Source organism: Flavobacterium fontis (assembly GCF_900129405.1).
In the GTDB taxonomy this organism is placed as follows: Bacteria; Bacteroidota; Bacteroidia; order Flavobacteriales; family Flavobacteriaceae; genus Flavobacterium; species Flavobacterium fontis.
The window spans coordinates 18,281-42,418 of sequence record NZ_FQVQ01000013.1; the positions used below are offsets into that span (position 1 = coordinate 18,281).

At 44.2% G+C, this 24,138-nt stretch carries 21 protein-coding genes; 20 read left to right on the forward strand and 1 reads right to left on the reverse strand.

The annotated features are described in order from the left end of the window. Window positions 1–181 precede the first annotated feature (181 nt). From alaS to BUC17_RS10615, 9 genes are all read left to right on the forward strand, one after another. Window positions 182–2,818: an alanine--tRNA ligase gene (gene alaS / locus BUC17_RS10575; RefSeq protein WP_073364131.1), complete on the forward strand. Its 2,637-nt coding sequence runs from the start codon at window positions 182–184 to the stop codon at window positions 2,816–2,818. 67 nt (window positions 2,819–2,885) lie between these two features. Beyond that, a complete protein-coding gene (locus tag BUC17_RS10580) occupies window positions 2,886–3,830 on the forward strand; it encodes a GSCFA domain-containing protein (protein ID WP_073364134.1) in 945 nt (314 codons plus the stop codon). 82 nt (window positions 3,831–3,912) lie between these two features. After that, window positions 3,913–4,284 (forward strand): hypothetical protein, encoded by a 372-nt coding sequence (locus BUC17_RS10585; protein ID WP_073364137.1) that lies wholly within the window; start codon window positions 3,913–3,915, stop codon window positions 4,282–4,284. Window positions 4,285–4,305: 21 nt separating this feature from the next. Then, the gene (locus BUC17_RS10590; RefSeq protein WP_073364140.1) at window positions 4,306–6,108 is read left to right on the forward strand and encodes an outer membrane protein assembly factor BamB family protein; all 1,803 of its coding nucleotides are present in this window, start codon (window positions 4,306–4,308) and stop codon (window positions 6,106–6,108) included. 66 nt (window positions 6,109–6,174) lie between these two features. Continuing rightward, the gene (locus BUC17_RS10595; protein ID WP_073364143.1) at window positions 6,175–7,584 is read left to right on the forward strand and encodes a hypothetical protein; all 1,410 of its coding nucleotides are present in this window, start codon (window positions 6,175–6,177) and stop codon (window positions 7,582–7,584) included. Window positions 7,585–7,652: 68 nt separating this feature from the next. Further along, complete coding sequence (locus tag BUC17_RS10600) at window positions 7,653–7,940, forward strand: hypothetical protein (protein ID WP_073364146.1); 288 nt, start codon at window positions 7,653–7,655, stop codon at window positions 7,938–7,940. Then, window positions 7,927–9,708, forward strand: coding sequence for a tetratricopeptide repeat-containing sensor histidine kinase (locus BUC17_RS10605; protein WP_083544919.1), 1,782 nt, complete (start codon window positions 7,927–7,929; stop codon window positions 9,706–9,708). Before BUC17_RS10600 ends, BUC17_RS10605 begins: the two co-directional genes overlap by 14 nt. Beyond that, a complete protein-coding gene (locus BUC17_RS10610; RefSeq protein WP_073364151.1) occupies window positions 9,674–11,635 on the forward strand; it encodes a tetratricopeptide repeat-containing sensor histidine kinase in 1,962 nt (653 codons plus the stop codon). The genes BUC17_RS10605 and BUC17_RS10610 overlap by 35 nt, the downstream gene beginning before the upstream one ends. Then, window positions 11,632–12,279 (forward strand): response regulator transcription factor, encoded by a 648-nt coding sequence (locus tag BUC17_RS10615; RefSeq protein WP_073364154.1) that lies wholly within the window; start codon window positions 11,632–11,634, stop codon window positions 12,277–12,279. The genes BUC17_RS10610 and BUC17_RS10615 overlap by 4 nt, the downstream gene beginning before the upstream one ends. A gap of 33 nt (window positions 12,280–12,312) precedes the next feature. Here the strand turns inward: BUC17_RS10615 and BUC17_RS10620 are convergent, their stop codons facing one another. Further along, window positions 12,313–12,624 (reverse strand): rhodanese-like domain-containing protein, encoded by a 312-nt coding sequence (locus tag BUC17_RS10620; RefSeq protein WP_073364293.1) that lies wholly within the window; start codon window positions 12,622–12,624, stop codon window positions 12,313–12,315. 89 nt (window positions 12,625–12,713) lie between these two features. Between BUC17_RS10620 and BUC17_RS10625 the strand changes: the two genes are divergently transcribed. From BUC17_RS10625 to paaZ, 11 genes are all read left to right on the forward strand, one after another. Next, window positions 12,714–13,298, forward strand: a complete 585-nt coding sequence (locus tag BUC17_RS10625; protein WP_073364295.1) for a TetR/AcrR family transcriptional regulator — start codon at window positions 12,714–12,716, stop codon at window positions 13,296–13,298. An 89-nt stretch (window positions 13,299–13,387) separates the two neighbouring features. Beyond that, window positions 13,388–14,461, forward strand: a complete 1,074-nt coding sequence (paaE, locus tag BUC17_RS10630; protein WP_073364298.1) for a 1,2-phenylacetyl-CoA epoxidase subunit PaaE — start codon at window positions 13,388–13,390, stop codon at window positions 14,459–14,461. Between the two features lie 207 nt (window positions 14,462–14,668). After that, window positions 14,669–15,625 (forward strand): 1,2-phenylacetyl-CoA epoxidase subunit PaaA, encoded by a 957-nt coding sequence (gene paaA / locus BUC17_RS10635; protein ID WP_129461618.1) that lies wholly within the window; start codon window positions 14,669–14,671, stop codon window positions 15,623–15,625. 35 nt (window positions 15,626–15,660) lie between these two features. Continuing rightward, the gene (paaB, locus tag BUC17_RS10640; RefSeq protein WP_073364158.1) at window positions 15,661–15,942 is read left to right on the forward strand and encodes a 1,2-phenylacetyl-CoA epoxidase subunit PaaB; all 282 of its coding nucleotides are present in this window, start codon (window positions 15,661–15,663) and stop codon (window positions 15,940–15,942) included. 78 nt (window positions 15,943–16,020) lie between these two features. Beyond that, window positions 16,021–16,773 (forward strand): 1,2-phenylacetyl-CoA epoxidase subunit PaaC, encoded by a 753-nt coding sequence (paaC, locus tag BUC17_RS10645; RefSeq protein WP_073364159.1) that lies wholly within the window; start codon window positions 16,021–16,023, stop codon window positions 16,771–16,773. A 16-nt stretch (window positions 16,774–16,789) separates the two neighbouring features. Continuing rightward, a complete protein-coding gene (gene paaD, locus BUC17_RS10650; protein WP_234977708.1) occupies window positions 16,790–17,278 on the forward strand; it encodes a 1,2-phenylacetyl-CoA epoxidase subunit PaaD in 489 nt (162 codons plus the stop codon). Between the two features lie 84 nt (window positions 17,279–17,362). Beyond that, a complete protein-coding gene (locus BUC17_RS10655; protein ID WP_073364161.1) occupies window positions 17,363–18,148 on the forward strand; it encodes an enoyl-CoA hydratase-related protein in 786 nt (261 codons plus the stop codon). Between the two features lie 61 nt (window positions 18,149–18,209). Beyond that, window positions 18,210–19,418, forward strand: a complete 1,209-nt coding sequence (locus BUC17_RS10660) for a 3-hydroxyacyl-CoA dehydrogenase NAD-binding domain-containing protein (protein ID WP_234977709.1) — start codon at window positions 18,210–18,212, stop codon at window positions 19,416–19,418. A 179-nt stretch (window positions 19,419–19,597) separates the two neighbouring features. After that, the gene (locus BUC17_RS10665) at window positions 19,598–19,999 is read left to right on the forward strand and encodes a PaaI family thioesterase (protein WP_073364163.1); all 402 of its coding nucleotides are present in this window, start codon (window positions 19,598–19,600) and stop codon (window positions 19,997–19,999) included. Between the two features lie 122 nt (window positions 20,000–20,121). Continuing rightward, a complete protein-coding gene (pcaF, locus tag BUC17_RS10670; protein ID WP_073364166.1) occupies window positions 20,122–21,324 on the forward strand; it encodes a 3-oxoadipyl-CoA thiolase in 1,203 nt (400 codons plus the stop codon). Window positions 21,325–21,481: 157 nt separating this feature from the next. Then, window positions 21,482–23,980, forward strand: a complete 2,499-nt coding sequence (gene paaZ / locus BUC17_RS10675; RefSeq protein ID WP_073364168.1) for a phenylacetic acid degradation bifunctional protein PaaZ — start codon at window positions 21,482–21,484, stop codon at window positions 23,978–23,980. Window positions 23,981–24,138: the final 158 nt, after the last annotated feature.

Sequence of the window (24,138 nt, forward strand, 5' to 3'; positions counted from 1 at the left end):
AGTTCCCTAGTGGTAGCTTGATTATCAGGAGCATAAACCCCCGAGTGCTATGTCATCCTCCTCCTGCTACCGCCCGTCGCTTTGTCCGCGATGCTCCCAAGAGCTCCAACAAGGGCGGTATCAGGGCTATATCGAATATCCGTTTGCCAAAACCAAACCATAAACCAATTGAAATTCGCCCATGAAATCGCAGGACATTCGCAAAGCGTACCTCCAATTTTTTGAAAGTAAAAACCACTTGATCGTGCCTTCAGCGCCCATCGTTTTAAAAGACGATCCCACCCTGATGTTCAACAACTCGGGAATGGCGCAGTTTAAAGAATTCTTTTTAGGCAACGGCACGCCCAAGAGTCCCCGTATCGCCGATACCCAAAAATGCCTTCGCGTTTCAGGGAAGCACAACGACTTAGAAGATGTTGGGTTCGACACCTACCACCATACCATGTTTGAAATGCTGGGCAACTGGTCGTTTGGCGATTACTTCAAAAAGGAAGCCTTGGCCTGGGCTTGGGAATTTTTAACCGAAGTTTTAAAGCTGGATAAAGACCGTTTGTACGTGTCCGTATTTGAGGGCAACCCCGCTGAAAATGTCCCCTTCGATCAAGAAGCCTTTGATATTTGGAAACAGTACGTGTCGGAAGACCGCATCATTCTCGGCAATAAAAAAGATAATTTTTGGGAAATGGGCGATCAAGGACCCTGCGGACCCTGTTCTGAAATCCATATTGATTTACGTACCGATGCCGAACGTGCAGCCGTTTCAGGTCGTAGTTTGGTCAATGCCGATCATCCGCAAGTGGTGGAGATTTGGAACAATGTATTCATGGAATTCAACCGCAAAGCCGACGGGTCATTGGAAAAATTACCTGCGCAACACGTCGATACCGGAATGGGCTTCGAGCGTTTGTGTATGGCCATGCAAGGCGTCACGTCCAATTACGATACCGATGTTTTTACGCCTTTAATTCACAAAGTGGAAAGCATCACCGGATTGAAATATACCTCCAACGAAATTAAATCGATTTCTGAAGAACAAAATAAAATCAATATTGCCATTCGTGTCATTGTAGATCACGTGCGTGCTGTAGCCTTTGCCATTGCCGACGGTCAGTTGCCGTCCAATACCGGAGCGGGGTATGTGATTCGTCGTATTTTGCGTCGCGCAATTCGTTATGGTTTTACCTTTTTAAATCAAAAAGAAGCGTTCATCCACCAATTGGTAGCGGTTTTAGCCGATCAAATGGGTGAATTCTTTCCCGAAATCCGTGCCCAACACAATTTGGTGACCAATGTCATCAAAGAAGAGGAAGCGTCCTTTTTACGTACCCTCGAACAAGGGTTGCAATTGCTCGATAAAGTGGTGGCCGAAACCCAAGGAACAGAGGTCAAAGGAGAAAAAGTGTTTGAATTATACGATACTTTCGGGTTCCCCAAAGATTTGACGGCTCTGATTTTGAAAGAAAAAGGATTTACCTATCAAGAAGCCGAGTTTGAAGCGGAATTGGCTAAACAAAAAGCCCGTTCACGCGCGGCCTCCGAGGTGACCACCGAAGATTGGAAGGTTTTAATCGAAGGCAATGTAGAAACCTTTGTCGGGTATGACCAAACCGAAAATGAAGTAAAAATTACCCGCATCCGTAAAGTGGATTCCAAAAAAGACGGATTGTTATACCAAATTGTGCTGGATGCCACCCCTTTTTATCCAGAAGGTGGGGGACAAGTAGGCGATAAAGGAACGCTGGTTTCGGCTAATGAAGTCATTGAAATTATCGATACCAAAAAAGAGAACAACCTGATACTGCATTTTGCCAAATCATTACCCGAGAATGTAAATGCTGTTTTCGTGGCCAAAGTAAACACCAAATTGCGTACTGCCACTTCCAAAAACCACTCGGCAACGCACTTGATGCATTTGGCCTTGCGCACTATTTTGGGAACCCATGTCGAACAAAAAGGATCGTTGGTGAATCCCAATTATCTGCGTTTCGACTTTTCACATTTTGCCAAAGTCACCGATGATGAGATTCGTCAGGTAGAAGACTTTGTCAATGCACGTATTGCCGAGCAATTGGCGTTGGTGGAATACCGTAACTTGCCAATTCAAGAAGCGATGGCCAAAGGCGCTATGGCTTTATTTGGGGAAAAATACGGCGATACCGTTCGTATGATTGAATTTGGCGAAAGCCGTGAATTGTGCGGAGGAATCCATGTAAAAAATACTGCCGATATCTGGCATTTTAAAATTGTATCTGAAGGCGCCGTCGCTGCGGGAATCCGTCGTGTTGAAGCGATTACGGGAACGGCCGTTGCTGATTTCTTTGCCCAGCAAGAAGCCGCTTTGGCCCAAATCAAAGAAACCTTGAAAAATCCGCAAGATGCGTTGAAAGCCGTGGTGAGTTTGCAGGATGAAAATGCCAAGTTGAAAAAGCAAATCGAGCAGTTATTAAAAGACAAAGCTAAAAATTTGAAAGGCGAACTAGCTGCGCAGTTACAAACGGTGAATGGCGTTCGTTTCTTAGCTACTCAAGTCGATTTGGATGCCAACGGAGCCAAAGATTTGGCCTATGAATTGGGGCAAAATCAAACTGATATCTTCCTGGTTTTGGCCACGCTAACCGATGATAAACCCATGCTAACCTGCTATATTTCGAAAGAATTGGTGGACAGCAAAGGCTTGAATGCGGGTCAAGTAGTTCGCGAGTTGGGCAAATACATCCAAGGCGGCGGGGGCGGTCAGCCGTTCTTTGCCACAGCAGGAGGAAAGCTTGCTGCGGGAATTCCTGAAGCTTTGCAAAAAGCCATTACATTTATCCAATAACAAAGAGCCTCCTTTCACGGGAGGTTTTTTTTGACCCTTGAATTCGTATTTTTGAAAAAAAATAACCATGCAATTGCTTACCCATGTTCCCGTAATCCCTTTGGAACCCCCAATTAGTTACCAGGCGAAGGTCTTTAGTATGGGGTCGTGTTTTGCCGAACACATGAGTGAGAAGTTGCGCTATTATGGATTTGACAGTGATGCGAATCCGTTTGGAATCATTTTTAATGCCATTTCCATGCAACGTTTGGTAGCGCGTATCGTGCAGCAGCAAGCGTTTACGGAAGCAGATATTTTTTTTCACAACGAACTCTGGCAATCCTATGAAGTGCATTCTGCCTTGAGTTCGACCGAGGCCAGTACATATTTAGCGAACTTGAATGCCCAATTAATAGCTACTCGGGATTGTTTAGAAAAAGCCACCCACTGTATCTTTACCTTGGGAACTTCTTGGGTGTATACCCATCAAGGAAACGTTGTAGCGAATTGCCATAAAGTTCCCAATTCCCAATTTGAAAAAAAGCTACTAAGTGCTGAGGAAAATCAGATTGCACTCCAAAAAATAAAGGATTGTATCCATCAAATTAATCCCAACTTACAATTTATTTTTACGGTTTCTCCCGTACGTCATACCAAAGATGGATTTACAGAAAATCATATCAGTAAAGGGAATTTATTGCAGGCCATTGACAACGTGCAACAAAGCACGAACGATTATTATTTTCCCGCCTATGAGATAGTCATGGATGAGTTACGGGATTATCGTTTTTTTGCTGCCGATATGATTCATCCCAATTCCTTGGCTATCGATTACATTTGGGAGCGATTCTCAACTCACGCTATCGAGAGCAGTTGCGAGCCAATAATGAAAGAACTTGCCGAAATAAAACGGGCACTTCACCATCGCCCACAGCATCAAAATACCCAAGCTTGGGCGCAATTTCAACACCAATTGGAACAAAAGATCGCCAACTTCAAACAACGTTTTCCAGATATACTTCTCGAACAGTAAATGTTAAAATACGATTTTTATCGTATTTCTCACTGTGTTTTACTATCCTAAGTTTGCCTTGTAATTAACTCATTTACAAGGCATGAAAATCGTAAAAATAATTATCGGACTCACTTTTTTGTTACTCATCGCTCCCGGGATGCAAGCGCAACGCCCTGTATTAACCGATGAAGAACAAGTCATGGAAACCGTTACTCAAGAAGTAGACGCGGTTTTTCAATCAGAAGATTTTATTCGTAGAAAAATGAAAAAGTATCCCAATGCCAAAGGAACTATGATCATTGATATTGGGGTAATTCAAAGCGGGAAAGTAGCTACTTTTTTCAAAGTCGATAGTGAAATCAACGATATCGATTTTATCAACTTCATGTCCAAGTACATCTTAGAGCACAAGTTTAAATTTAAGCTACAAAAACAGCAGCGCTACAAAATTCGCTACTCGATAACCTTTTAATCAACCTCTAACAAAATAATCATGAAAAAAATCACACTTGGTCTACTTCTGCTTTTTAGCGTAAGTGGATACTATGGAAATGCACAATTTGGAAAGTTATTAGGAAAAAGTTCCGCAGGAAAAAAATCGGGAAGTTTTGCTACTGTATGGGAATCTGAATTTGACAATAAAGCCACCCGTTTGGCGGTCAATGATGGTGATGGGACGTATATTCTTGGAACCGACGATAATTCAGCTACCGTTTTGGATAATTCTGGGAGAATCATTTGGAGTGGCGACTATAAAAAAATTACGACCAACAAAACCAATAAAAGTGAATACCAATATGTCATCTGGAAAGAAAAGGGCGGTTATTTGTTTTTATTTGACGAACGAAAATTGGGGACCGATCGCGTTGCGGTGATTGATGTGGCCTCGGGAAAGGAGCTTTGGAATTCAGAAGAATATCAGAATCTCATGCCTAAAGGAACAAAATCAGAAGATGGGGCCGATCAAGGGGAATTGGAAACTGTAAAATACATCAATGAGTTGGATGCTTTTTTGATTTCGCAACGCAATTCAGTCATTTTGGTTAAAGCCGCTACAGGCGAGAAAGTTTGGGAAACCAACCGGTATAAAGGAGGTGTGGGAAAATATATTTACGATGCCAAACGCAATGAGATTATCATGGTAAACTTTAAACCCACCGCCTTGGGGGCATTGTTTGCAGGATTTAAAAATCAAATGGTAAAGATTAACGCGGCCAATGGTGAAATTCTTTGGGATGCCACCTTTGTAGGGAGCGTGGAAAAAGAACTTGTGACCCGTAGAGCGATTTTGGATTTGTGGATCAAAGGAGATAAAGTGTATATGTATCTTAATGGGTTACAAGTGTATGACATCAATACGGGACAAAAGTTGTGGGAAGCCGTGTATGAAAATGATATGGATGGCGGTAAGGGGTTGTTTTCAAATTCAGCGATGAAAAAATACTACCGCACCATTGCCGATCCTGTTTTTACTGAGGATGCAGTATATCTAGTTATGTTTGGTACGCGAGATCGCACCAAATACATAGAAAAACACGATTTGAATTCGGGGAAATTGTTGTGGGCTTCTGAAAAAATAACAGGGGCATTCAGTATGCCAAATTTATACAAATCTGGTAACCGTATATTATTGCAAATTGGGGGAAAAGTGCAAGTACAAGAATATCGTTGGGAAACACAAAGTAGTCCATTGGGGGGTACTTATAGACAAATGGTTCCTTATATTTATTGGGATTATAAAGCCCAGAAAAACGGCGTGTTATGTATTGATGATGCCAACGGACAAACCGCTTGGCGTTCAGAACGATTTGACAAAAGAATTACAGATATTATCATCGATCAAGAGGGAAAAACAGCCTTTGTAGGCGATGGAGACGAGTTTTATGGTTATGAAATCGGGAGTGGAAACCAATTATTTGATGTCAAGCATAATGACGCAAAAGTAGGAAAAGCCACTGATGTAATTGATTTTGGCGATAAAGTGGTTGTGTTATCCGAAAAAGGCTTGGCGGCGTACTACAAGAAAGACGGAAAGCGTGTTTATGCCTCCGAAAAGATACGCGGTGTAGATTTCTTTTATGAGATAGGAGGGAACTATTATCTGCGTGACCAACGAAATAGCAAAAATATTATCTACGGTATTAATATGGAAAATGGCGAAACCAAAGGTTCAGTACAATCTAAGGGGAAAGGGGGAAGTCCACAGTATGGTAGTGGTATTGATATCACCGATGATGGGGAGTATATCTTCGCTTTTAAAGGTCGTAAAGTTGAAAAAATCAAAGTTAATAATTAGAGGTTATTATGCTTTGTTGCCAGGGCTGTAACACTTTGTTGCAGCCTTTTTTTAAAAACTAATGCAATGCTATTTCGATTCATTTTTTTGTTTTTTGGGGCCACCACGATGCTAGCACAGCAAGTTCAGTATGCCCATCAACTCCTCAAATACTCTTCAGATTTGGGTGGAAAACAATTTGGGATTAAACGATTGCTGGGTAAACCCGATGTTTATCCTCAGGGTGGCTTCAGTCCCAATGCATGGATGCCCAAAAACGCTTTGGATGGTCGTGAGGTGATCATCGTTTCATTTGAAAAAGCCCAAACGGTGCAGCAAGTCGCTATTTTTGAAAATTTAAATGCAGGTTGCGTTGTTGCCTTGGCGGTTTCCTCTGATGGAGAGGATTTTCAAACCGTTTGGAGTCGTCGTCCCGATTACCAAACGCCTGTTTACAAAAAGAGCTTGGCCGCCGACCGAGCGTATTATTTTGGCCGCAAACGACGAAAAGTAGAACAAGCCCCAGAGATTGTCAATCCCGGCGTTGAACGTATTTTTTTGGAACAACCTCATGCTGCTATTAAAGCCGTGAAAGTGGTTTTTAATTTTGCACTTTTACCTGGGGCAAAACAAGTTGACGCTATTGCCATTTCGGACAGTACGATTCCCATTGATCCTCAACCTGAAACCATTCCAGAACTAACCAAAATTTCGGCTCCAATAACCGTTGATGCGTCATCGTCTTGGAGTGTGCCTTGTGTGATTGGAAACACCCTTTTTGTAACCACTTACGCCGAAGATCGTGAACAAATTTTTACCTTTTTATGGGATAAGGATCGATGGAAAAAACACGAAAATCCTAAGGAATTAAATTTGAATCCTGCCTACAACTTTGTGGAGTTTGCCAACAATGAATTGCTTTTAAAAGGAGGAAAACCGTTTTACACTGGAACGCAAGAAACCGGATTTGAATTGTGGCAAAAGACCCACACAGGATACCAACTCTCTAGTGCGATAAAAATTCCGGCCTACAGCAATTTTGAACCTTATGCCGATGCAACCCTATCGTCGGACGGCAAGGTTTTTATTATGGCAGTAGAAACCGATTTTACCCAAGGCGGTACGGATTTATATGTTAGTTTTCAAAAACAAGACGGCACATTTGGGCTTTTACAAAATATGGGTAAAGCTATCAATAGTGCAGCCGATGAATCTTCCCCTCAATTATTATCAGACCAAAAAACCTTACTATTCTCCTCCAATGGGTTTAGTGGTTTTGGAAGTCACGACCTATATCTGAGTTACCGATTGGACGATACTTGGAAAAATTGGAGCGTGCCTAAAAATCTCGGTCCCATTATAAATACGGCATCCTATGAAGTTCACCCTTTTTACGATGAGGAACATGAGCAATTGCTTTACTCCGTTTCTACCGAAAATCAAATGCTATTAAAGTCCGTCTCAATTCCGAAGGCCCTATGGAATTGGCAACACTAAATACGAATTTTATCGTATGGTGTACAAAAGGAGAATGACCCATCTTTGGTTTTAAAAAAAGAGGTGTCATGGTCACACAATTCTTGATGTTGGTATTGATTGTTGGGGTTGGACTTGTAGTGCGATTGGGTTGGCAATTGAAGCAAATGCGACGCCATCATTCTTCAAAGATGCAAGCGTTGCAAGCGTTGATGATACGTTTACAAGACCGTCAAGCTTTGCTTTTTGAACAAAGCAAACTCATGCGTTCATACCAATCGATCTACACACAAGAAATGCGGCAAATCGGGGAAGAAATTTTGGAGCTTCAAAAAATGATGTTGCAACGAATAACAAGTCGAAATGATGTGTCATAGGGGTCAAGTAAAAAAAATAATTAAGGTACTAGGGTGGTTGTGTATTACCTTAGGACCTTTTTTGCATTTTGGACAAACCCGAAAATATATCGATTCGCTCAATCATTTATCGTTTGAACAAAAGATAAAAAATCCAAAGCAACTTTTGCCCTATTATAAAAGTGCCATTCAAAAAGCACAGAACATAAACTATGCGAAGGGGCAATGGGAAGCCTACGCCAATGCTAGTTTACTCTATTACTATTTGGGCAAATACGACTTGGAACTGCAATACGCTCGTGTAGCATTGAAAGGTTTTGAGCAAGAAAATAATCTGGACTATCAAGCCTATTTGTGGGGCGAAATTGGGTATCGAATGAAGCGCCGCAACCTCAAAGAAGCCGAGCGGTACATGCAAAAAGGAATACGACTTGCGGAAACACACCAACTAAAGCAACCGTTGATGGCCTTGTATGATAACTATGGCGTTCTTAAAGAGATGCAACGGCAATGGGATAGCGCTCACTTTTTTTATACCCAAGGATTGACTTTGAAAAGTAAGTTTCGCGATCGCTCGGGTATTCCTTACAGTCTAAATAATTTGGGGGGATTGTATTTGTTACAAAAGAAATGGGATAAGGCACAACCCTATTTTGAAAAAGCCATAGCCATACGTCAATCCATGGGGGATACCGTTGGACTTTGTGAATCGTATTTGACCTTATCCGATTTGTACCTTCAACAGCAGCAGATGAGTAAGGCAAAACGATTGTTGGATTGGGTAGTCAAAATAGCTTCGCAAAAGCAACTGCTTCAATTAGCACAGTCGGCTTATATGCAACGAGCCTCGTGGTTTGAACGCAATCAAATGGGAATGGCTTCGGCTCAAGATTTGCAACAAGCCATAGCTTACCAACAACGACTCGCGCAAAAGGAAACCCGAGACAAAGTTGCTGAGCTAGAAATTTTTTACCAAACACAAGAAAAAGAAAAGGAACTATTAGAGCAACGAATTGTCATCCAAGAACGCAATACATGGTTGTTATTGGCCTCTGTTTTGTTGGGAGCTATGGGGTTAATTGGGTTTTTGATCTACCGTCAACAGCAACTCAAAAATAGGGCACAACAACAAGCCTTTGCCTTAGAAAAAGCAATTGCTAAAATTGAAACCCAAAATCAATTGCACGATCAACGCTTAGCGATTTCCCGTGATTTACATGATAATATTGGTGCGCAACTTACTTTCATTATATCTTCAGTGGAAACCTTAAAATTTGGATTCAGTCTCACAGATTCTTTGCTTTTACATCAGTTGGATAAAATTGCAACCTTCAGTAAAATCACCATTCGCGAACTTCGGGATACCATCTGGGCAATGAATCAAGAGCATATTTCCATGCATGATTTGAAAGCGCGCTTGGTGAACTTTATCGAACAAGCCAAACAAACGTCCGATAGTATTGCTTTTAATTTTAACTTCCTCGAATCGAATTCTACCCTCGTTTTTTCAGCCTTGACCGGAGTTAATTTATATCGTATCATTCAAGAAGCACTTCACAATGCTATAAAATATGCCCAAGCCACCGAGATACACGTGGTAACAACTCTTGATAATCAGCGGCTTCATGTTGAAATTCGTGATAATGGTAAAGGTTTTGACCTTGAAAATGTTAACTTTGGGAATGGATTGCACAATATGCGGAAACGGATGGAGGAGATCGGCGGTAATCTAGAAATTAAAACCCTAACCAACCATGGTACGCAAATCCTGCTACAGCTCCCTGTTTAAGAAGCTTTATCTCTTCTTTTTTTTGAGTTTCGGATGGAACCTAGCCGCACAAGATGTCAATGCACTTATCGACAAACTTAAAACAGAATTACAATCCCATCCCGATGCGAAACGCACCGCGGTAATTTTTTCGGATTTAACCTGGTATTACTCCAATGTTTCCAGCGATTCTGCACTCGTTTATGGTGGAAAAGCCTTGCGAGAAGCACAAAAATTAGGCGATTCGACCTTGATTGCCCAAGTCTATAGCGATGTGGGAGCCGTTCATTTTCGTAAAGGCGATTACCAACAATCGAAGGAAAATTACCTTAAATGTTTGAAAATTCGAAAGGCACGTAAAGACACCAAAGGGATCGCCAAAGTGCAAAACAACTTAGGGAATATCTACGAGCGGACCTTTGACTATAAAAAATCAATGGAGTCTTTTTTAGAGGCCTTGGCCTATTTTGAATCCATCAACGATCAAAAAAACACCCTCACCATCAAAGGAAATATCGGTTTGGTGCTTTTGAAATTAAAAGATTATCCCAAAGCTAAAAAATACATTCAAGAGGAAATTGACTTTGAAACCACAAACAATCTCAATGACGGACTCTGTGTTTCCTGCACCAATATGGGGAATGTGTTGTTGAAAATGAAAGATACAACGGGGGCACTTCGCTACTATGAAAAAGCATTGAAGGCCTGCCAAGCCGTCGGGAATAACAAAGGAATTTCCACTGCTTTGAGTAATATTGGTAGTGTCAAAGCCGATCAGAAAAAGTCGCAAGAAGCCTTGGCCTTGTATCAAAAGTCTTTAGAAGTTCGCCAACGGTTAAACTCGGATTTGGATGAAGCGGTTTCTAAACTTAAAGTCGCTAAAGAGGAAGTTGCCCAAGGAAAATTCAAAGAAGCAAAGTTTATTCTGAAATCAGTCGAACCCCTATTTGAAAAACAGCAGTTTAAAGATCATGCCTTGCAAACATATCAGTTGTTGGTGGCCGTATATGCCCATGAAAATTTAGGCGATAGCGTAATATATTACACCGAAAAATATACGGATGCTAAAGATAAAGCCCTCGAAAATTTCACACTGAAAGCAACCAATGAATTGGAAGCCAAGTACCAAAATGAAAAGAAAGAAAAAGAATTGTTGCAACAAGAGATTGAAAATCGAAAGAAAACTACTTGGTTGATTATTTTGTTTTTGATTACACTTTTTGTAGGGCTCGTAGGCTATTTGATTTACCGCCAACAGCGACTTAAGTATGTACAACAGAAACAAGAGTTTGAATTGCAATCCGCTAGAGCGCTAATCGAGAGTCAGAATCAACTGCATGAGCAACGTCTTGCGATCTCCCGTGATTTGCATGATAACATCGGGGCACAGCTCACCTTTATTATTTCGACGGTTGAAAATTTAAAGTTTGGTTTTCCCACTGTCGATTCCAAATTGAGTGCCCAACTCACCAAAATTAGTGACTTTAGTAAAACCACCATTCAAGAATTACGCGATACCATTTGGGCAATGAACAATGATAATTTCAGTATGGAGGAATTGCGTTCCCGTTTGATGAATTTCATGGAAAAAGCCCAATTGGCTAAAGAGCAAGTAAAGTTTCAGTTTACCTTCACGGATGATTTAAATACTATTCATTTCACCTCATTAGAAGGAATAAACCTTTATCGTTCCATTCAAGAAGCCGTAAACAATGCGTTGAAATATGCTTCGGCACAATCTATTCAGGTGGAAGGGCGTCTTGAAAATAATAAAATTCAGGTTTGTATTTCTGATAATGGAATCGGTTTTTCCGAAGAATCAATCCTTCAGGGTAATGGATTGCAAAATATGAAAAAACGAATGGAAGAAATCGGTGGTAATTTTGCCATTCATTCCAAACCACAAGATGGAACACTTATTCAATTGACGCTAAATAAAAGTTTATGATACGCGTAGCCATAGTCGATGATAATACATTTTTGCAAAAAGCCATACTCGATAAATTGTCTTTTTTCGAGGATATCGAAGTGAAATTTCGGGCGTTTGACGGTATGGAGTTACTGGAAAAATTAGAGAAAAATCACCACCTCGATCTCATTTTAATGGATATTGAAATGCCTAAAATGAACGGTATTGAAGCCACAGAAGCGGTGAAAAATAAATACCCCCAACTCAAAATTATCATGTTGACGGTATTTGATAATGATGAAAACATTTTCAAATCCATCAAAGCTGGGGCCGATGGGTATTTTTTGAAAGAAGTCAATCCCCAAGAATTGTACAACGGTATCGTTGAAACCCTCAACGGCGGTGCAGCGATGACGCCTTCGATAGCGATGAAAACCCTCAAGTTGTTGCGCGAACCCGTTACTTTTGATGATTCGGTGAATCGGGAAGAAATAACCTTGACTACACGGGAAATTGAAGTGCTCGAGCAATTGAGCAAAGGCTTGAAATACAACGCAATTGCTGAAAACCTTTTCCTGTCTGCAGGTACCATTCGTAAACATGTGGAAAATATCTACACCAAGTTGCAAGTCCACAACAAACTCGAAGCTATTCAGAAAGCCAAATCGAATAAGTTGATATAAAATAAAGTCCCGAATCACTCGGGACTTTTTATACTACCCCAAATCCCGTTCCAATCGTTCCCAGCCACCGCCGTTCATGACTTCAACACCTTGTGCTTTCAAGAGTGAAGCGGCTTGTGCACTGCGCATACCACTACGGCAGCATACAATGACGGGTTTGTTTAGTTTTTTAATGTCGGCAACTTTATTGTTGATAACCTGAAGCGGAATGTTTTTCGATCCTTTGATATGACTCGAAGCAAATTCTTCATAGGTGCGCACGTCAATGATCACCGCGCCTTTTGCCATAAATTCTTTCGCACTTTCTCCTTTACTCCCAAAACCAAAAATGTTCAATAATCCCATAAAGTTATTTTTGACCAAAGGTAAATGACCCATTCCTCACACAAGGTAACTCAAGTTACCAAACGCAAAATTGTGTACATTTGATGCCCATGAAACCCACCGATCGCAAAACGGAAATTATCAACGTCGCGGCCCGACTCTTTAAAGAGAAAGGATACAGCGCCGTAACCGTACGCGATATCGCCCAAGCCATGAATATCAAGGCAGCGAGTTTGTACAACCACATTCAGTCCAAACAAGAAATTCTCGTCCTCATCGTGATCACCATCGCCGAGGAATTTACAACTGTAATGGAAGAAGTACAGCAAAGTGAAGCTTCCGCAATTGCCAAAATCGAACGCATTATCCAATTGCATATCGATATCACCCTGCGCAATCCCGATGCACTCGCTTGTTTGAATAACGATTGGATGCATTTGGAGCAAGAAGCCGATTTGAAATATTTCCTAAAAATGCGCACCGATTACGAGGAAAATTTTCGTCAAATTGTAAAAGAAGGCGTTCGCAACGGCGAAATCCAACACCATAATCCCGAAGTCATTATCTTCTCTATTTTATCCACCTTGCGCACGCTCTACCTTTGGTACAACAAAACCAAAAGCCTCAGCGAAAACACCTTGCGTAACGATATGCGTAATGTTTTACTTAACGGCATCACAATAAACGCACGTTAAAAATTTACAACGATTTCGTAACCCATTAAAAAAATCACTAAATTTGTATCGTAAACTAACAATTGTTAGTTAAATTAGATTCGCAAATTATGGTTCAGTTTTACAAGGTAAAAGTTGCTGCTATTTACAAGGAAACCAAAGATTGTTCGGTGGTAACCTTGGATATTCCTGCCGAAATCCAACCGGCTTTCCAATTCAAACAAGGCCAACACCTCACGTTCAAAACGCAGTTGAACGGCCAAGAAGTGCGTCGTTCCTATTCTCTTTGTTCGGCACCACATGAACAAAAATGGCAAGTGGCGGTGAAACAAATTCCCGGCGGGTTGTTTTCGACCTATGTCAACGAACAATTGCAAGCGGGGGACGAAATCGAAGTGATGGCACCCGATGGGAAGTTTTATGTGGAAACACAAAAAGAAGCGGCTAAAAATTACATCGCTTTTGCAGCAGGTAGCGGAATAACACCCATGTTGTCCATCATCAAAACGCATTTGGCCAATGAACCCCACAGCACATTTAAACTGTTTTACCTGAATCGTAGCGTAAAATCCATTATCTTTAAAGAAGAAATTGAACAATTGAAAAACACCTATTTCAACCGTTTTGAGATTTTCCATTTCTTGACCAAAGAGCACCGCCACGCCGAGCTGTTCAACGGTCGTTTTACCCAAGAAAAAATACAAACGCTTACCAAGCGAATCATCGATATTCCCAATACACACGACTGTTTCTTGTGTGGACCCGAGGAAATGATTCACTTGTTGCGGGATGAACTCATGGCTGCGGGATTGCCCAAAGAATACATTCATTTCGAATTGTTCAATACCGGAATTTCCGATGCCGATAAAGAACGCATTAGTAAAATCGTCGAGAAAAAAGTCGAAGGAACCGAAGTTACCATCATCGATGGCGGTAAAGAATTCCACTTTGTGATGGGCGATGATTTTGATAACATCCTCGATGGCGCGATTGCCGCGGGAGCCGACTTGCCCTATGCCTGCAAAGGCGGTGTGTGCAGTACCTGCCGTTGCATCGTCAAAGAAGGGTCGGTCGAAATGAAGTTGAACTACTCGCTGGAAGAAGACGAATTGGCCAAAAACTATACGTTGAGTTGTCAGGCTGTTCCAACTTCCAAGAAAGTGGTAGTGGACTTTGGGGTGTAATTTTTTGGAGCAAGAACCCTTGTTTTCAAAGGGAATACTGACCCGCTTTCGCCTTTATCTCTCCGCTTCGCTGCGAGGATACCGGCTCAATCGGGGCTAAAAAAGAACCGTATTTTAAACAATAAATCCCCGAAAGGGAAAACATAAAAACAAAAAAAACGATGTGCCTTCGGGATCATCAAGTTGTCTAACGAAAAGGATTCAACGATGTCAGAAAAAGAGATCAAAAACTTAGAAGAATTGTTTCAACGTCGCATCGATAACGACGAGAAAATTGAACCCAAAGATTGGATGCCGGAGAAATACCGTCAAACGCACATTCGTCAAATTTCGCAACACGCCCACTCCGAAATCGTTGGGATGTTGCCCGAAGCCAATTGGATTACCCGCGCGCCATCCTTGCGTCGTAAAGTTGCCTTGTTGGCCAAAATCCAAGATGAAGGCGGACACGGCTTGTACTTGTACAGCGCCGCAGAAACTTTAGGCATTTCACGTGACGAAATGTACGAGCAATTGCATACGGGTAAAGCAAAATATTCCAGCATTTTCAACTATCCTTCCTTGACATGGGCCGATATCGGTGCCATCGGTTGGTTGGTTGACGGTGCCGCTATCATGAATCAAGTAGCCTTGATGGGAACGTCTTACGGACCCTATTCGCGTGCCATGATTCGCATCTGTAAAGAAGAAAGTTTTCACCAACGACAAGGCTACGAGATCTTATTAACCATGTCCAAAGGAACGCAAGAACAAAAGGATATGGTGCAAGATGCTTTAAACCGCTGGTGGTGGCCGTCTTTGATGATGTTCGGACCCCGTGATGCCGAATCACCGAACACCGAACAATCCGTGAAATGGAAATTGAAACGCAAAACCAACGACGAACTTCGTCAACAGTTTGTGGACCAAACCGTGCCGCAAGCCGAAATCTTGGGCGCAAAAATTCCAGACGCGAACCTAAAATGGAACGAAGATCGTAAACATTACGACTTCGGTGAAATCGATTGGGAAGAGTTCTGGCAAGTCGTTAACGGACATGGAAAATGCAACAAATTGCGTTTAGAAGCCCGTCGTTCCGCCTGGGAAAAAGGAACTTGGGTACGCGATGCCGCCATGGCCCATGCCGAAAAACAAACCCAACGCAACCTAGAAAAAGCAGTGTAACAACACATAATTCATAACTCATAACTCATAATTTTATGAACAATTGGCCTCTATGGGAAGTCTTTATCCGTAGCAAAAACGGATTAGAACACCGCCACTGTGGTTCCCTTCACGCAACCGATGCAACCATGGCATTAGAAAATGCACGCGATGTCTATACCCGCCGTGGCGAAGGGGTAAGCATTTGGGTTGTACCCTCTAGCCAAATCACCGCCTCCAATCCCGAACACAACGGAGAAACCTTCGAACCGGCATTGGATAAAGTGTACCGTCATCCCACATTCTATGAATTGCCGGATGAGTTAAAGCATATGTAGAATGAGACATTAGACATTAGTCGTTAGTCTGTAGAAAAGTCTAACGTCCAACGTCTAACGTCTAAAGACTAAACAAACATGAGCAATTCAAAAATCAACTATATTCTGGGTATCGCCGACAACGCACTCATCCTTGGCCAACGCTTAAGCGAACTGTGTGGGCACGGACCCAGTCTGGAAACCGATATTGCCACCACCAATATCGCCTTGGACCTGCTAGGGCAAACGCGCAGCTATTATCAATATGCAGCCGAATTGCAAGGCGGGGAGGCTACCGAAGATACCCTGGCTTTTTTGCGTAAAGAGCGCGAATACAAAAACGTCTTGTTGGTAGAACAACCCAATACCGATTTCGGGTATGTGATGGCACGCCAATATATGTTTGATGTGTTTCATCTGTTGTTGTTGGAACAATTACAAAACAGCAACGACGAAGTACTAGCAGCCATTGCGAAGAAAAGCATCAAAGAAGTGAGTTACCACAAGCGCTTCTCCGGCGATTGGATCAAACGCTTGGGCGACGGAACTGAAGAGAGTCATAACCGTATGCAAGAAGCCTTTGACAATCTATGGACTTTCACCAACGAGTTGTTCCTAATGACCGCTGACGATACCGCCATGGTGGAAGCAGGAGTAGGGGTGGATGTTGCTGCTTTAAAAGCGGCTTGGACCCAAGAAATCACGGCCTTATTGACGGAAGCGACCTTAACCGTGCCCGATTTGAAGTACTTCTTAAAAGGAGGTAAAGAAGGTATCCATTCTGAACACATGGGATTCATCTTGACCGAAATGCAGTACATGCAACGCACCTATCCCAACATGACTTGGTAAGAATATGGTAATAGAAATGAAAACACTACCTCCGCAAATAAATGCGATTCTCGAGTCGGTTTCCGATCCCGAGATTCCTGTCCTCTCCATTATGGACATGGGCGTAGTGCGTGAAGTTGAGGTGCAAGAGCGCGACGTTTTCATCAAAATTACACCCACCTACAGCGGTTGCCCCGCCATGGATACCATCGCCGATGATATCAAAGCGGCCTTCGCCAAAGAAGGGTACGAAGCCCAAGTCAAACTCATATTAGCTCCCGCTTGGTCCACCGATTGGATTACCGAGCGCGGGCGAAAAGCACTCGAAGCCTATGGCATCGCAGCGCCCCTAACCGAGGAAGCCGACAAGGAAGCGCTTCTTGGGAATAAAAAAATAGTGAAGTGCCCGCAATGCGGTTCCACCCACACCCGATTAGTCAGTCAGTTTGGTTCGACCGCCTGTAAAGCCTTGTTTCAATGCGAGGCGTGTCACGAACCCTTCGACTATTTTAAATGCTTAAAATAAAGTTCACCTGCACAATTTCGGTTGCTGCAGGTGTTTATATAACAAACCATAACGTAAGTCCGCTTACAACTAACCAATATACCGATGAGTACAAATTCAATTGAAAAAAAGATTGAAAACAAGGTCGCGTACCTACACTTGAACCGACCCGAAGTATTCAATAGCTTTAACCGCGAAATGGCCCTCGCCATGCAAACCGCTTTGGATGAGGTGGCTCAAAATCCTGAGGTGCGCGCCATCGTCATTACCGGAAACGGAAAAGCCTTTTGCGCCGGTCAAGACTTGAAAGAAGTGACCACACCCGAACTCAATCCGGGGTTCCGAAAAATCTTAGAAGAACATTATAATCCCATTATCGAACGTATTCGCGCTATCGAAAAACCCATTGTAGCTGCCGTTAATGGTGTTGCTGCGGGAGCAGGAGCGAATATCGCTTTGGCCTGTGATATTGTGGTTGCCAACGAACAGGCAGCCTTTATCCAAGCTTTCAGTAAAATTGGTTTGGTGCCCGACAGTGCCGGAACGTTTTTCTTACCCCGATTAATCGGATTTCAAAAAGCATCGGCTTTGATGATGCTCGGCGATAAAGTGTCCGCTACCGAAGCCTATGAAATGGGAATGATCTACAAATGTTACCCCACGGCCTTGTTCGAAGAAGAAGTGCAAAAGCTTGCTGTAACGTTAGCTGACATGCCGACACATGCCTTGGCGCTTACCAAAAAATTATTGAACCGTTCTATGATCAATAACCTGCAAGAGCAATTGGCCATGGAAAGCGATTTGCAAATCGAAGCGAGTTCCTCCAACGATTACCGTGAAGGCGTTGCCGCTTTTGTCGAAAAACGCAAACCGGAATTCAAAGGAAACTAGGGATTAACGATCGAAGATCAACGAAATCAGATTGTAGAACTGATTTCAAAGCAGCATTACCATGATAGAAAGTAATAATCAAAAATCAACAATCGACAATCATCAATCGTTAATCCGAGTGGCGATTATCGGTTCGGGGACCATGGGCAGCGGTATCGCGCAAGTGGCGGCCACCGCCGGGTGCTCCGTAAAATTGTTTGATGTAAACCAAGGGGCATTGGATAAAAGCAAAGCCGCACTCGAAGTGACCTTGTCCAAATTGGTGGAAAAAGAGAAAATCACCGCCGAGACGAAAGCTGGTATTCAAAGTCGCACGACCTATGTGACGTCTTTGTCCGACTTGTCCGATGCGGATTTGGTGATTGAAGCGATCGTGGAAAACCTAGAAGTGAAGCGCAAGTTGTTTGCCGAACTCGAAAGCATCGTGGCGCCAACATCTATATTGGCCTCCAATACATCCTCGTTGTCCATCGCGTCCATTGCCGCTTCCTGTCAAAAAGCAGATCGCGTCATCGGGATTCACTTTTTCAATCCCGCACCCTTAATGCAGTTGGTCGAAGTCATTCCTGCGGTGCAAACGGCAGAAACCGTGTTGCAAACCGCGGTGGAAACCATTCGTTCCTGGAAGAAAGTCGTAGCCGTTGCCAAAGACACTCCCGGATTTATTGTGAATCGTGTGGCCCGACCCTTTTACAGTGAGAGTTTACGCATTTATGAGGAAGGGATGGCCGACTTTGCTACCATCGACTGGGCGTTGAAAACAGTGGGCGGGTTCCGTATGGGGGCGTTCGAACTCATGGACTTCATCGGAAATGATGTGAACTATGCCGTAACCGAATCGGTGTTTACCTCTTTCTATTTTGATCCGCGGTACAAACCATCGTTTACGCAAAAACGCCTTTCGGAAGCCGGATTCTACGGAAGAAAGTCGGGTCGTGGTTTCTACGATTACAGCACAGCAATGCCGCAACCCACTGAAGATACCGCGTTGGCACAATGCATTTTTCAACGGGTCATCGTCATGCTTATCAACGAAGCCGCCGATGCGCATTTCCTGAATGTCGCATCCGTACAAGACATCGATAATGCCATGACCAAAGGGGTGAATTATCCCAAGGGACTCCTCGCTTGGGCCGACGAACTCGGGATTCAATGGTGTGTCGACAAACTCGATGCGCTCTACGACGAATACCGTGAAGACCGCTACCGCTGCAGTCCGCTCCTCCGTCGAATGGCCAAAACCAATCAACAGTTTTATAAAAGTGACTAGTAACTAGTGACTAGTAATTAGTTAGATAAAAAAATGAATAGAAATAAACCAATCACCAGTCACTAATCACTAATCACTAGTCACTAGTCACTAGTCACTAATCACCAGTCACTAGTCACTAATCACTAATCACAAGTCACTAACAACTCATAATTCATAACTCATAATTCATAACTCTAATGACGCCTTCCGAAATCGTCCATACCATGCTCTCCAACGACGCCTTTAGCCAATGGCTAGGGATCGAATTGGTGCACATTGACCACGGAACCTGTACCTTGTCACTCACTGTTCGTGCAGAAATGCTCAACGGATTTGGCATCGCACACGGAGGCATCACCTATGCGTTGGCCGATAGCGCTCTAGCGTTTGCCGCCAACTCCCACGGACGCCAATCGGTGAGTATCGATACGTCCATCAACCATGTGGAAACCCTCAAAGTCGGGGATGTGATTACCGCCACCGCCACCGAGGAAGCCCTCAAAAACCGCTTCGGATTCTATGCCGTAGCCATAAACAAAAACGAAACCACCGTCGCGCTGTTCAAAGGAACGGTCTTCCGAAGTGAACGCGAATGGTAGTTTTTATAGGAGCTTTTTCCCGCGAAACCTGCCTGCCGTAGGTAGGTCGGGGCTAGGGGCTCCTGCTCAATACAGTGAATCAGTAAAAATCGATTGCCCAGTGCAATCATGAACAAAAAAATATGGAATCTTACATCATCGACGGCCTTCGAACGCCCATCGGAAATTACCAAGGAACGCTCGCTGCCGTTCGCCCAGACGATTTGGCGGCTCACGTCATCAAAGCCTTGGTGGAACGCAATGCACAAATCCCCACAGACGCCTATGCCGATGTGATTTTAGGCTGTGCCAACCAAGCCGGTGAAGACAACCGCAACGTGGCGCGTATGGCACTTCTTTTAGCGGGCTTGCCCTATACCGTTCCGGGAGAAACTGTGAACCGTTTGTGCAGCTCCGGACTATCGGCTGTGATTCATGCCCACCGCGCCATTCAAGCCGGCGACGGTAAGGTATTTATTGCAGGCGGTGTTGAAAACATGACCCGCGGACCACTCGTGGTGTCCAAACCTTCAGCCGCTTATGGTACCGATAGCAAAATGTACGATTCCAGTTTTGGATGGCGTTTCGTCAATCCCAAAATGCACGAAATGTACGGCACCGATGCCATGGGGGAAACCGCTGAAAATTTAGTGGATTTGTACCAAATTTCCCGTGCCGACCAAGATGCCTTTGCCTTGCTCAGTCAGCAAAAAGCAACCGCTGCCCAACAAAGCGGCCGCTTGGCACAAGAAATCGCTCCCGTAACCATTCCCCAACGCAAAGGCGATCCCATCGTTTTTGAAAAAGACGAGTTTATCAAACCCAATTCCTCTATGGAAGGATTGGCCAAACTCCGTCCCGCTTTCCGTAAAGACGGTAGCGTTACCGCCGGAAATGCTTCGGGATTAAACGACGGAGCCGCAGCTTTGATTGTCGCTTCAAGCAAAGCTGTAGCCGAATACGGCCTGAAACCCTTAGCCCGAATCGTCAGTTCGGCAGTAGTCGGGGTCGAACCCCGAATTATGGGAATCGGACCCGTAGAGGCGAGCAAGCAAGCCTTAGCGAAAGCGGGTTTAACGCTTGAGCAAATGGATGTGATTGAACTCAACGAAGCCTTCGCAGCCCAAAGCATCGCGTGTATTCGTGCCCTAGGGTTAGCCGATAACGATCCGCGCATCAACCCGAACGGAGGAGCTATCGCCATCGGTCACCCACTGGGTGTAACAGGTGCGCGCATTGCCTACTCTGCGGCTTTGGAATTGCAGCAAACGGGTAAACAATACGCCTTGATTACCATGTGTATTGGCGTGGGCCAGGGCTATTCAGTCATCATTGAGCGCGCGTAAAGAAATAGGGCGTGACGGTTTAGCCCCGATAGGAGCGGCATCCCCGGAACGCAGTGGAGGGATATAGCGGATAGCGGGACAATGCGTGTAAAGAACACTAAACGTCCTGCTCCAAAAAAATAAAAATCAAACGACGTCAAACGTCAAAAGATAAATTATGAAAACAATTCAACATTACGTTTTGGGTCAGTGGACCACCGCCAACGGGTCGGGAACACCCACTTACGATGCGGTTACCGGCGAATTCATTGCAGAGACTTCTGTAGAAGGATTGGACATCCCAGCCATTTTGCATTACGGTCGCACCAAAGGCGGTGAGCAACTCCGCAAAATGACTTTTCAGGAGCGCGGGAATCGACTCAAAAGTTTGGCGCTCTACTTGAACAAACGCAAAGAACAATTTTATGATCTGAGTTACCGCACGGGTGCTACCCGCGTGGATAGCTGGATCGATATTGAAGGGGGCTTCGGGAACCTGTTTGCCAATGCTTCGTTGCGCAAATTATTCCCCAACCAACCCTATCACGTAGAAGGGGATCCCATCGACTTGTCGCGTGGCGGTCGCTTCATGGCGCACCACATTATGGTGCCCAAAAAAGGGGTTGCCATTCATATCAATGCCTTTAACTTCCCGATTTGGGGAATGCTGGAGAAATGTGCGGTCAACTGGATGGCGGGCATGCCTGCTGTGGTGTTACCAGCGCCGTCGACGTCGTATTTAACCGAAGCGGTGGTGCGTGAAATCATCGCGTCTAATATTCTTCCAGAAGGGGCGTTGCAACTAATTTGTGGTACCGTGACCAATATTTTTGATACGGTAGAAAGTCAGGACGTGATTACCTTCACGGGTTCGGCAGCCACTGGACGTAAATTGAAAGCCCATCCGCGCATCATCCAAGAAGCGGTTCCGTTTACTATGGAAGCCGACTCGCTCAACGCGTCTATTTTAGGCGCTGATGCTGTGCCGGGAACCCCCGAATTTGATTTATTCATCAACCAAGCGCGTAGCGAAATCACCGTGAAGGCCGGACAGAAATGTACTGCCATTCGCCGTATGATTGTCCCCGAAAATTTGATGGACGACGTGCAAAATGCCTTGGCTAAATCCTTAGATAAAGTAACCATTGGCGACCCACGCCTCAAAGAAGTTCGCATGGGTGCTTTGGTGAGCAAACACCAAGTCGAAGTGTTGAAAGGGCGCGTGAACGAACTCGCCCAACACAGTCAGATCGTATACGGTGGGGATTGGGATGCGGTATCCTTAGTAGGTGCCGATACCCAAGGGGCGTTTGTCGCGCCTGTCGTATTGCGTCAAGACCGACCTTTCGAACATACTGCTGTGCACGAAATCGAAGCGTTTGGTCCTGTGTCAACCATCATGCCGTATAAAAACCTCGACGAAGCCATCGAATTGGCCCAAATGGGGAAAGGTTCGTTGGTGTCTTCGATTGTTACCAACTCCGATGACATCGCCAAAGATTATGTGGTCAACGCTGCATCGCACCACGGCCGTATTCTCGTGCTCAATCGCGAAAATGCCAAACAAAGCACCGGTCACGGTTCGCCACTTCCATTACTCGTTCACGGCGGTCCCGGACGCGCCGGTGGCGGTGAAGAAATGGGCGGAGTGCGCGGTATCAAACACTATATGCAACGCTGCGCAATTCAGGGTTCGCCCACTACCTTAACCGAAATCACGGGCATCTACCAAGCCAATGCGAAATACAAAGAAGTGGACCAACATCCGTTCCAGTACCATTGGGAAGATATCCAGCCCGGTATGTCGTTGAAAACACACAAGCGGACAATCACCGATACCGATATCATCAACTTTGCAAACCTGACCTGGGATCATTTCTATGCCCATACCGATATCACCTCCTTAGACGGCAGTATTTTTGAAAAACGTACCGCCCACGGCTATTTCATTCTTTCGGCTGCCGCCGGATTATTCGTGTACCCCAACAAGGGACCGGTAGCTGCCAACTATGGGTTGGAAGAATGCCGTTTCTTACGTCCGTTGTACCATAACGATACGGTGTATGTGCGCTTAACGTGCAAACAAAAAATCGAGCGCGATGTCACTTCGGCCGAACATCCAAGCGGTATTGTGAAATGGTTTGTTGAAGTTTTTGACAGCGAAGACGAATTGGTAGCCGTGGCCACGATTCTCACCATGGTGCAGAAAAAACAAACCGTTTTTGTGGAAATGACTACCGAGAAAATCCAAGCCTGTTTGGACAAATTAACGGAAGCGTCTCAACCGAAATGGGGGATACTCACCGCGCAACATTTGATCGAACATTTGGAAGAAGGCTACCGCATCATGTCGGGCGAAAAGCAAGATTTCGAGATTGCCACCCCCGAGAAAATTTTGGATAAAGTACACCATTCGTTATACAATTACGAGCCCTTCCCGAAAGGAACCGCATTCCCAACGATGAAGAAAGGGGAGTTGGAAGACTTGATCCACCCGGATCTCGCTACCGCCAAAGCCAAATTCTGGGAAGCGCGTGAGGCCTATGTAAACTTCTTCAAGCAAAACCCTGAAGCCGTGATGAAAAATATGGTTTTTGGTCATTTGAACCGCTACGAGAGTTATTTGCTCGAACGCAAACATTTGAACCACCATTTTGAACAGTTTGATGTACTGTAAGAATGAGGAGCTATTTCCCGCTTTCGCCTTTATCTCTCCGCTCCGCTGCGAGGATATCGGCTCTATCGGGGCTAGGGCTTAAGCGAAGCAAGAAGCAAGAGGAATGAAACAAGATGTTAGTCACTAATCACTAGTCACTAGTCACTAATCACTAATCA